7 protein-coding genes and 1 pseudogene are annotated in these 9,447 nt (G+C 59.3%); 5 read left to right on the forward strand and 3 right to left on the reverse strand.

Annotated features, from left to right (window positions below; translation table 11 throughout):
• The 3 genes from I6F33_RS37290 to I6F33_RS37300 form a co-directional block, all read right to left on the reverse strand.
• The coding region (locus I6F33_RS37290) for a helix-turn-helix domain-containing protein (protein ID WP_225145755.1) at nucleotides 1-505 on the reverse strand (505 nt) is incomplete at its 3' end.
• A gap of 531 nt (nucleotides 506-1,036) precedes the next feature.
• Complete coding sequence (locus tag I6F33_RS37295; RefSeq protein WP_225145750.1) at nucleotides 1,037-2,230, reverse strand: IS91 family transposase; 1,194 nt, start codon at nucleotides 2,228-2,230, stop codon at nucleotides 1,037-1,039.
• A gap of 9 nt (nucleotides 2,231-2,239) precedes the next feature.
• Nucleotides 2,240-3,100 carry a site-specific integrase gene (locus tag I6F33_RS37300; protein WP_225145751.1) on the reverse strand — a complete coding sequence of 287 codons (861 nt, stop codon included), beginning with the start codon at nucleotides 3,098-3,100 and terminating at the stop codon, nucleotides 2,240-2,242.
• A 964-nt stretch (nucleotides 3,101-4,064) separates the two neighbouring features.
• Here I6F33_RS37300 and I6F33_RS38740 point away from each other — a divergent pair.
• From I6F33_RS38740 to I6F33_RS37320, 5 genes and pseudogenes are all read left to right on the forward strand, one after another.
• The gene (locus I6F33_RS38740; protein WP_369418497.1) at nucleotides 4,065-4,199 is read left to right on the forward strand and encodes a pantoate--beta-alanine ligase; all 135 of its coding nucleotides are present in this window, start codon (nucleotides 4,065-4,067) and stop codon (nucleotides 4,197-4,199) included.
• A pseudogene (locus tag I6F33_RS37305) lies at nucleotides 4,196-4,707 on the forward strand (pantoate--beta-alanine ligase). The gene I6F33_RS38740 and the pseudogene I6F33_RS37305 overlap by 4 nt, the downstream one beginning before the upstream one ends.
• Before the next feature lie 707 nt (nucleotides 4,708-5,414).
• Entirely contained in the window at nucleotides 5,415-8,519 is a 3,105-nt protein-coding gene (locus I6F33_RS37310) for an efflux RND transporter permease subunit (protein WP_225145752.1), read from the forward strand.
• 466 nt (nucleotides 8,520-8,985) lie between these two features.
• Entirely contained in the window at nucleotides 8,986-9,174 is a 189-nt protein-coding gene (locus I6F33_RS37315; RefSeq protein WP_225145753.1) for a hypothetical protein, read from the forward strand.
• A 31-nt stretch (nucleotides 9,175-9,205) separates the two neighbouring features.
• A complete protein-coding gene (locus tag I6F33_RS37320) occupies nucleotides 9,206-9,403 on the forward strand; it encodes a hypothetical protein (RefSeq protein WP_225145754.1) in 198 nt (65 codons plus the stop codon).
• Nucleotides 9,404-9,447: the final 44 nt, after the last annotated feature.

A 9,447-nucleotide genomic window follows, 5' to 3' on the forward strand; every position in this document is an offset into this window, starting at 1 on the left:
GCACGGCGACGAAGATCTGCGCCGTCCTCCGCTCGCCGGTGAGGCGGTCGACCACCACCGGCACGCCGTCGCCCGCGTAGTCGACGAACAGCTTGTCGCCGGCCGCGTGCGCCTGGCGCATCGTCACGGACAGGCGTCCCTCCCAGGCGCGGTAAAGCTCGCAGAAGCGCGAGTACCGGTATCCGCCGGGCTCGGCGCCGATGTACTCCTCCCACAGGATCGACAGCGTCACATGCTTGCGCTTGAGCTCGCGGTGCACCGCCGCCCAGTCGGGCTCGGCGATGCGGCGATGACCCTGCCGGTTACCGTTGCCGGTCTTGGCGAACAGGCGGGCCTCCAGGGCCGCGTCCGTGAGTTCGTCGGGCAACGGCCAGCTCAGGCCTGCGGCCTCGAATCGCCGGATGGTCAGCCGCACTGTCGAGGGCGCCGCGCCCATCCGCCGAGCAATCTCGCGGCTCGGCAGCCCAGCCGCCTTCATCCTGATCACATCGCGCACACGGCGCATCGCAAGCCTCTCCGTCGGCATCCAGGGTCCCCCTTCGCAAAACCGAAAGGTTGACCCTATGGGAGCCAGAAGAGGTCTCGTCACCCGGGCGACATCATCCCGGAATGGTGGGCGACATCATCTCGGAACGGGTGGGCGACTTCAAATCGGAATGGTGGGCGAGATCATCTCGGAATACTGGAGGGTTCAAATAGGTCCCGCGTCGCAGATCTCGCCGCAAGTCCAGCGCGGGACCTATTTGAAGCTGGATTGAACGAAGCCGCGTCTTGTGAGCGCGGACCTATGGGGGCTCGATCTAGGCGCCGGTAGGCGCGATTGACCCGATGTCGGGCCCGCGAGCGAGTGTGGCCGCAGATTGTCGCTGATGTTGGCAGCAAAGGATGCCGCCGTCGATAGCGTCGAACGGCGCGTCAAGCCCAGACGGCTGACTATCGCCCGTTCGCCGGGCGTTGTGAGCGTGCTTGATCGTTCCGACGGAGAACGTCGGCAGGGCAGCGCGTGCAGTGGGAGCGAACAAGTCGAGGTCGTCGGTCATGATGTGTCGCAGCGAGGTGCTGCGCGTCGCTGCGCTGGCGCACGCGGCACAGGCCCAATCTCGACCATGCGGCCTCCGCAGATGGGGCATAAGTCGAGGCGGTGACCAAGGAGGATGGCGCAGCGCTCACGATAGTCGACAGCTTCGGCAGGCGGAGGTGGCTGTGGCGCCTCAAGCGCGCCTCGGATGCGCGCGAGTTTGGCGGCGCGGCAGGCGTTCGCCAGGAAACCAAAATGACGGATGCGGCGGAATCCCTTCGGCAATATGTGGAGCAGAAAGCGACGAAGGAACTCCTCAGTATCGAGCGTCATCACTTTGGATTTGTTGCCAGCGCGATAATCCTTCCACCGGAAGCGGACGTGGCCCTGGTCACAGGTAAGGAGCCGGCCGTTGGCGATCGCAACGCGATGGGTGTAGCGCCCGAGATAGGCCAGGACCTGTTCTGGTCCGCCGAAGGGACGCTTGGCGTAGACGACCCACTCGACCTTGCGGAGGGCGTTTAGATGGCGGGCAAATGCCGCTGGCTCGACGAGGTGCGCGAGATGGCCGAAGAACTGGAGCTTGGTGCCATCGAACGCCGCCTGCAGGCGCTCCAGGAACAGCCGACGATACAATCGTGACAGGACGCGAACGGGAAGGAAGAAGCCGGGGCGACAATGAACCCAGCTTCCATCCGGGGCGATCCCGCCGCCTGGCACGAGGCAATGGGCATGCGGATGATGCGTCAGGGTCTGGCCCCAGGTATGGAGAATGGCGATCATCCCGGTCTCGGCACCGAGATGCTTTGGGTCGGCGCTGATGAGACGGATCGTCTCGGCTGCTGCCTTGAGCAGGATGTCGTAGAGCACCGTCTTGTTCTGCAGCGCGATGGCGGCCACCGGCGCCGGCACGGTGAAGACGACATGGAAATAGGGGACCGGCAGCAGGTCGGCCTGGCGCTCGGCGAGCCATTGGGCGCGCGCGAGCGCTTGGCACTTTGGACAGTGCCGATCGCGACAGCTGTTATAGGCGACGCGGACCAGGCCGCAGTCGTCGCACCGCTCGACGTGGCCGCCGAGCGTCGCTGTGCGACACGCCTCGATGGCCGCCATCACACGGCGCTGATCGGAGGACAGCCGAGGACCCTGCGCGGCACGGAACGCGCCGCCGTGGCGGCGGAGGATGTCCGCCACCTCGAGCACGGGGCGCATATGCGCAGCTCAGTCGGGTGGGATCACCCTGACGGAGAGTCCATCGAATGGGCTGGTCGTGCGGGCGAGCAGATTGGTCGCAACCTGAGCGTAGCGCGCGGTCGATCCCAGCTCGGCATGTCCGAGCAGAACTTGAATGATGCGAATGTCGATCCCGCTTTCGAGGAGATGGGTCGCAAACGAGTGCCGGAGCGTATGGACAGTAATCGGCTTGGCAAGCCGAGCGCGGCGGCGGGCGGCGCGGCAGGCCGCCTGGACGCAGCGGACGCTGACATGTTCACTTGGGTCTTGGCCTGGAAATAGCCACAGCCCCGGTCGGGCTCGCATCCAGTACGTACGCAGAATCTCCAGCAGTCGCGGAGAAAGCATCGCGTAACGATCCCTGCCGCCCTTGCCGTTCTCGATGTGGATCAACATTCGCTTGCTGTCGATCGAGCTCACCTTCAGGCGGACGACTTCACTAACCCGTAAGCCAGCCGCATAAGCCGTCGCCAGCACGACGCGATTGCGCACCCCTGTAACCGCGTCCAGGAAGCGCTCGATCTCTTCGGCACTAAGCACGAGCGGGAGCTTGTCGGGCTTCTGGCCACCGATGATCCGCTCGAATGCCTCCGTCTGCCCGAGTGTGACGCCGTAGAAGAACCGCAGCGCGCAGGCCACCTGATTGATGTGGGACCACGAACGCTTTTGACCGATGAGATGCAGTTGGTAGGCGCGGACCTGCTCGAAACTCAACCGGTCCGGGGCGTAGCCGAAATGCCGGCTAAACTTTGCGATCGCATAGATATAGGATTGTTGAGTCGACGGCGACAGATTGCGGACCGTCATGTCCTCGATCATGCGCTGCCGAAGAGGGCTCATCATAGCCATCTGGGTCTCCTGTCTTGAGAGGGGTGGTGCGAAGACCAACATCCTCTCAGACAGGACACCTCAGTTCAGCAGGCTTGCCCCCACTCCCGCGTAGCGGGTTCGTTCAATCCTGGGCGACATCGATCGGAATCCGCAATAGGCTATCGCACGCAGGTTCACTCCAGGGCCGCACGCCCATCTCACAGGTTGTCCGTCACGGTCTGGGTGAGTCCTAGTGGCTCCAAAATTTCGTTGGCATAGGACCAGCTCGGCTATGCCAACGTATAGCTTTCGAAGGAATTCCTCCACCGGCATTGTTGAGGAGGACACGATCATTGGGAGAGCCGAGGCGACGCTATCGGAGGCCATACAGTTGATCACACTTAAATCTGTTCAGATGAGTTTTGTCATCCTGATTGGGACTGTACTGCGCACTCCAGAACACGAACGCGGAGATCGCAGGCCAAGCTTGGCAATGCGCTCGGCACGGAACAGGCTCGCCGGGGCTGGCGGACAGTTCTTCTCTAGAACCGCATGAATTCGGGCTAAGAGGCTAAATTGAAGGCGGCTCTCCGCTCTCCTCGCTGGACCAGACGGGAAGATGAACTGTTGCGCGAGCTTGTTGATGCAGGCGCGCCTGTGGAATCCATTTGCGAAACGCTCCACAGGTCCGAGCCGGAACTTCGGAGGCGTGGCTACTACATTGGCCTACCAAGGAAATGGTTTAAGCGAAGAGTCGCCCTCTGACGTTGAGGCCGCGCTCGACTGCGATCCTGGTTTTGGCAAAGTAAGGCCACTAACTGAGGCCACCCCTTTCATTCAGTAGAAGAGGGCGACCTCGACTTCCGGGCCCGCCGGCATACGAGGATGATGAGCGCGCGCATTTTGTCGCGCGGCTATGCGCTCAGTCGGGCCGGCGCCGGGCTGGCTTGATTGAGCCCGGCGATCGAACGTCAGCATCTTCGTCGACCCCACTCAGTTCGGACTGAACGAGGATCTCAGCACCTACACGCCCGACTTCTTGCAGGATGAGGGACTGTGCCGCGACGCCGGTGTTGCCTTCCACTTTGCGCCGGATGCACAGGAAGTTTATCCGAGTCATTTCGAGACCTTACATTGAACCGGGCGACCTCGCCAAAGCTGTGCGGAGGCTTCAGGCGTGGACATTTTCGCGGTGTCGCTACTGTCGTATGTCAGTTGTTGAACATGGTGCAGCCCGACGTGCTGTTTTTTTTGGCCAGAAGGATTTTCAGCCAATGCGCAGTCGTGCGTCGCATGGCGCGGTTGATCTCAATCTCCCAATCGAGATCGTCACCGTACCAACCGCTGCCGAGCAGGATGGGCTCGCGATGAGCAGTCGCAACCAGTATCTCGGCAAGGAAGAACGTCAGCGGGCCCTTGCGTTCAATCGTGGACTCTCCGCCGCGCTCGATGAATTCCGCTCGGGAGAAAGGCCAATTGCGATCGCCAAGGGGCATTTAGAGACAGTTGACCGACTCCAGTATCTGGAACTTGTGGACGGTGCCGCCGACAGTCCACTGCGACGCCCCGCGGCGCTTTGTGCAGCAGCCTACGTTGGATCGACTCGGCTGACCGACAAGGTAATACTGGCGTTGCCAACTCCATAGCGCACTGCGTAGCCAACATTACGCAGCATGTTGAGCTGGAAGAAGTGCTCAAGCCAACTGTTCCGACAGACGTGTCGATTGGTGCCAAGGGCGAACTCCGAGCAAAGTTGTTCAGCGAGTTAGCGATGCGAGAGGGGGGCTTGCGGAATATTGTAGGCCCGAGAATTTTGCCTCTGGCAAGGTCACACTTCGCGGGGCTGCGACCAGCGAGCGTTTCGACAAACCTTGGTATAGTGTTTTGCAGCCCATTCTATATTTCCCACTTACCTTTGTAGAGTTGAGCACCCGTCGGGTCGTTTGTACTTTAGATCTCGAACCCGGATCATTCGATCGACGGGGCGGCGCGAAGCCCGAAGTGACGCCTTGCTAGAAGTCGTTGCGTTCCAATCAGGTGTGAGGACGAACATCTTGAGTCTGACCGTTAGCCGGTTGCACGCAAAAAGACTTGGGGGGCTGTGCCTTAAGAAGGTGCCCACTATTCGAGATCGCGATGAGCGATCAGAACAGCGCAACCAACCTTCATTCAAGCGACGAAGATGAAGAAGCGGAGGATCGGGCACGCTATGCTCAGCAACGTGTGATTCCTTAGAGTAGCCGATAACGCTTCCCTCATATTACGGGCTTTAGCGCAGTCGCCGCATTAATGATCATTGCTGTACCGCAATTTGCTGGCGTATTTGCATCCCCCTCTGGAAATGCGAGTCGAGATGGCATTTACCGAGCTCTTCATCAAACGTCCGGTATTGTCTATTGTCGTTAGCCTCCTGATCTTGCTGATCGGCTTTCGGGCGGCGACCGTACTGCCGATCCGGCAATATCCCAAGCTATCTAATACGGTCGTCAATATTACTACTTCCTATCCTGGCGCCTCCGCCGACATGATCCAGGGGTTCATCACGACTCCCCTCGAGCAGGCCGTCGCTTCCGCCGAGGGCGTCGACTACATCAGCTCCTCATCGGTGCTCGGTACCTCGACGATCCAAGTCTACATCAAGCTGAATTTTGATCCCAACGAGGCGCTCACCGAGGTGCTCTCCAAGGTCAACTCAGTCAAATATTTGATCCCAAAGGAATCAAACGATCCGGTCATCACCAAATCGACCGGTCAAACCACCGCTGTCATGTATATCGCGTTCTCCAGCGAGGAATTGACGGCAAGCGCGATCTCCGACTACCTCTCGCGCGTCGTGCAACCCGTTATGGCAACCGTGGATGGCGTCGCAGCGGCGGACATCCTGGGCGGTCAGAGTTTTGCGATGCGGCTATGGCTCGATCCTGCGAAAATGGCAGGGCACGGCGTCTCGCCGGCTGAAGTTTCGGCTGCAATCGCCGCTAACAACTTCCAGGCTGCGGCCGGCCAGACCAAGGGCAATTTCACTATCTCCGATGTTACTGCAAACACGGATCTGCGGAGTGTCGATGACTTCAAGCGCATGATCGTCAAAGCCAATGACGGCGGCTTTGTGCGCATGGAGGACATTGCCGTAGTCGAGCTTGCCGCCCAGACCAGAGACATTAGCGTCACCATGAACGGCGAGCACGCGGTCTTTATCGGCGTTCGGGCCAGCCCGCAAGGCAATCCGCTAAACATAGTGCGAGGCGTTCGGGCTCTGTTTCCAGACATGGAGCGTAACTTGCCGCCGTCACTGAAGATGAAAGTGGCCTACGACTCCACCAAATTCATTCAATCGTCGATCGATGAAGTAGAGAAGACGCTCATTGAGGCCGTCGTTGTCGTGGTGGCGGTGATCTTCCTATTCCTGGCCTCTCTGCGGTCGGTCATCATTCCTGTAGTCACCATTCCTTTGTCGCTCGTTGGTGTCTGCAGCATGATGCTGGCGCTCGGGTTTTCATTGAATCTCCTGACCCTTCTTGCCATGGTTCTCGCGATCGGTCTCGTGGTCGACGACGCGATCGTGGTGGTGGAGAATATTCATCGCCATTTAGAAGAAGGTGCGCCGCCTGTCCAAGCGGCTACGAGGGGCGCGCGAGAGATCGTCGGCCCCGTTGTGTCCATGACGATTACCTTGGCTGCGGTATATGCCCCAATCGGATTTCTCGGCGGCCTCACCGGTGCCCTGTTCCGCGAGTTCGCGTTTACGCTAGCCGGAGCGGTGATCGTGTCGGGCGTGATCGCATTGACGCTGTCGCCGATGATGTGCTCGCTCTTCCTGCAGCGCGCTGAGGAGGGGCGGGTCGCAAGATTTGTGAGCCGCGGGTTCGGCGCCATGACACGATGGTACGGCCGCAAGCTCGACCGCTCGCTCGACTATCGTCCGATTACCGGGCTGTTTGCGCTGACCATGTTGGGCCTCGTCGGCTTTCTCTATATGAATATTTCCAAGGAACTGGCACCCGAGGAGGATCAAGGTATAGTATTCGCTCTAATCAAGGCGCCAAAATACGCCAATATCGACTACCTCGACTACTATGGTACCAAGCTTGAGAAGGCGTTACGGAAATTTTCCGAAACTGATTTGAGTTTCGTGCTCAATGGCGTTAGCGGCCAGCAGAGTGGCATGGCCGGCATGTTGCTCAAGCCATGGGACGAGCGCAAGCGATCATCGACCGTCCTAAAGTCCCTTCTCCAAGCGGAGCTGTCGAAAATCGAAGGGATTAACGCGTTTGCCTTTAGCTTGCCGCCACTTCCCGGCGGCACTGATGGCCTACCAGTGCAGATGGTGATCAATTCGACGCTTGGCTTCCAATCCGTCTACGAGCAGATGTCGAAGCTGAAGGATGCCGCGCGCAAGAGCGGTCTGTTCATGGTGAGCGACTCCGACCTCGAGTTCAACCAGCCGGTGGTACGAATCAAGGTTGATCGATCCAAGGCCAACGAGCTTGGCATCACCATGCAGACCATCGGGAGCGCGCTCGCCACCTTACTTGGCGGTAACTACGTCAATCGCTTCAATTTGCAGGGTCGCTCCTACCAGGTGATCCCGCAGGTGCCACGTGGGGAACGCCTGGCGCCGCAAGCAATCGGGAGCTATTATGTGAAGACTGCGACGGGAGCGATGCTCCCGCTGTCTACTGTGGTCTCCATCGAGACTGCGACCGATCCGAACGCGCTCACCCACTACAATCAGCTCAACTGCGCGACCTTTCAGGCCGTGCCGATGCCCGGCGTCACGATCGGTCAGGCTGTGGACTTCCTAGAAGCCGAGGCAAACAAACTTCCGGCTGGCTTCAGCCACGACTTTCTCGCCGACGCCCGCCAATATGTGCACGAGGGTAACCAACTGGCGATTACCTTTGCTTTTGCAATCATCATCATCTTTTTGGTGCTTGCGGCGCAGTTCGAAAGCCTGCGCGATCCCTTCATCATCATGATCAGCGTACCGATGGCAATCGTGGGCGCCTTGATCCCGCCATTTTTTGGCTGGGCAACTATGAACATCTACACCCAGGTCGGACTGTTGACACTGGTGGGGTTGATTTCCAAGCACGGCATCCTGATGGTTGGGTTCGCCAATGAGCTGCAGCTCAAGGAGAGACTTGACCGTCGCTCGGCTATAGAGATGGCGGCGCGCGTCCGACTGCGTCCAATCTTGATGACTACGGCGGCAATGGTCACGGGCTTCATACCCTTGTTGACTGCAACGGGAGCTGGCGCCGCGAGCCGCTTCTCGATTGGGCTCGTGCTCGTCGCTGGCATGACTGTCGGCACGCTGTTCACGCTTTTCGTGCTGCCGGCGGTCTATGTCGTGTTCGCGTCGGACCACCGCGCCGACGCGAGCTCCGGCCGCGCGAAGAACACCGCCGAGTTCGGCCTCACCGGCGCTGCTGATCCCCAGCTGGCCAAGCAATGACGATAAATTCAATCCAGGTTCGCTCAGTGTCAAGCGAGGGAGCCTGCGATCGCTTCACGCTCCGTTACGCATTGAGATCTTCACGCCCGTGGTGCCGAGCTTGGCGGCTATCGCGGGCTCGGAAGAACACATCGGTGATCCCCGGCTGCTCCGCTAAGGTGAATTTCACCGTACATTTCAAGGCAGCGGAATGCCCAAGCTCGACATCGCCGGGGGAGAAGGGAATTGATCCTCGCTGACAAAAGGTGCGTTGCTATTTATCCAAGGGCTCTTGAAGGAGAATTGTTTGGTTCCGTCTAACCGCGTTGCGTTGCTAGCCGAAAAATGATGGCGCTGAACCGCTTAGGGGTCGACACGCGTTCAATTCCGTGGGAACGGCCCGTATCCATGGCCGACGCACTTACGGCTTTCGATACCAGGACCATTGATCGACAAGCCGAGAAACAAGCCGACGCGTTTTGGCTGAATGATCGTTGCCGGGTATCGGGAAGTGCAGCACAGCTTGACGTTGCACGATCGAAGTCGAGAACAAGAGCAACTGCTGAACGCAAAAACGGCCGCTGCCATTGTGAAGAAGGGCGGAGCTGCTAAGGGAATGTTCAGCATCTGCCGCAACCCGATGACCAATGGCCGCGCTGGCTCCCCCGACGTGTGACCCGACCTTCTGGAGTGGGAAAATTAAGGAAATGCCTGAGTTTGATGCTGCTATCTGGTTTCTGGCCGCAACGACGTGTTTTGCTGCCTTTGTAAATGGAGCCATTGGCTACGGCTTTTCGTCGCTCACTGTACCCTTTGCGCTAGCATTACAGTTGCATCTTCCTGAAGGTTCTGAATCCATGGGCGACCATGATTCGGGATCTGATGATTGGTGGCGCGTCAGTTGAAGATACGCTGACGCTGTGGGCTTCGGCGTTGCGAGATATCAAGC

Origin of the sequence: Bradyrhizobium sp. BRP20 (assembly GCF_020194215.1) — a bacterium.
Taxonomy (GTDB): domain Bacteria; phylum Pseudomonadota; class Alphaproteobacteria; order Rhizobiales; family Xanthobacteraceae; genus Bradyrhizobium; species Bradyrhizobium yuanmingense.

What these genes read in the sequence shown, in the direction of transcription:
- I6F33_RS37300 (WP_225145751.1), bottom strand. Translation starts at nt 3,100, where the DNA reads ATGGCTATGATGAGCCCTCTTCGGCAGCGCATGATCGAGGACATGACG.
- I6F33_RS37315 (WP_225145753.1), top strand. Translation starts at nt 8,986, where the DNA reads ATGATCGTTGCCGGGTATCGGGAAGTGCAGCACAGCTTGACGTTGCAC.
- I6F33_RS37295 (WP_225145750.1), bottom strand. Translation starts at nt 2,230, where the DNA reads ATGCGCCCCGTGCTCGAGGTGGCGGACATCCTCCGCCGCCACGGCGGC.
- I6F33_RS37320 (WP_225145754.1), top strand. Translation starts at nt 9,206, where the DNA reads ATGCCTGAGTTTGATGCTGCTATCTGGTTTCTGGCCGCAACGACGTGT.
- I6F33_RS37310 (WP_225145752.1), top strand. Translation starts at nt 5,415, where the DNA reads ATGGCATTTACCGAGCTCTTCATCAAACGTCCGGTATTGTCTATTGTC.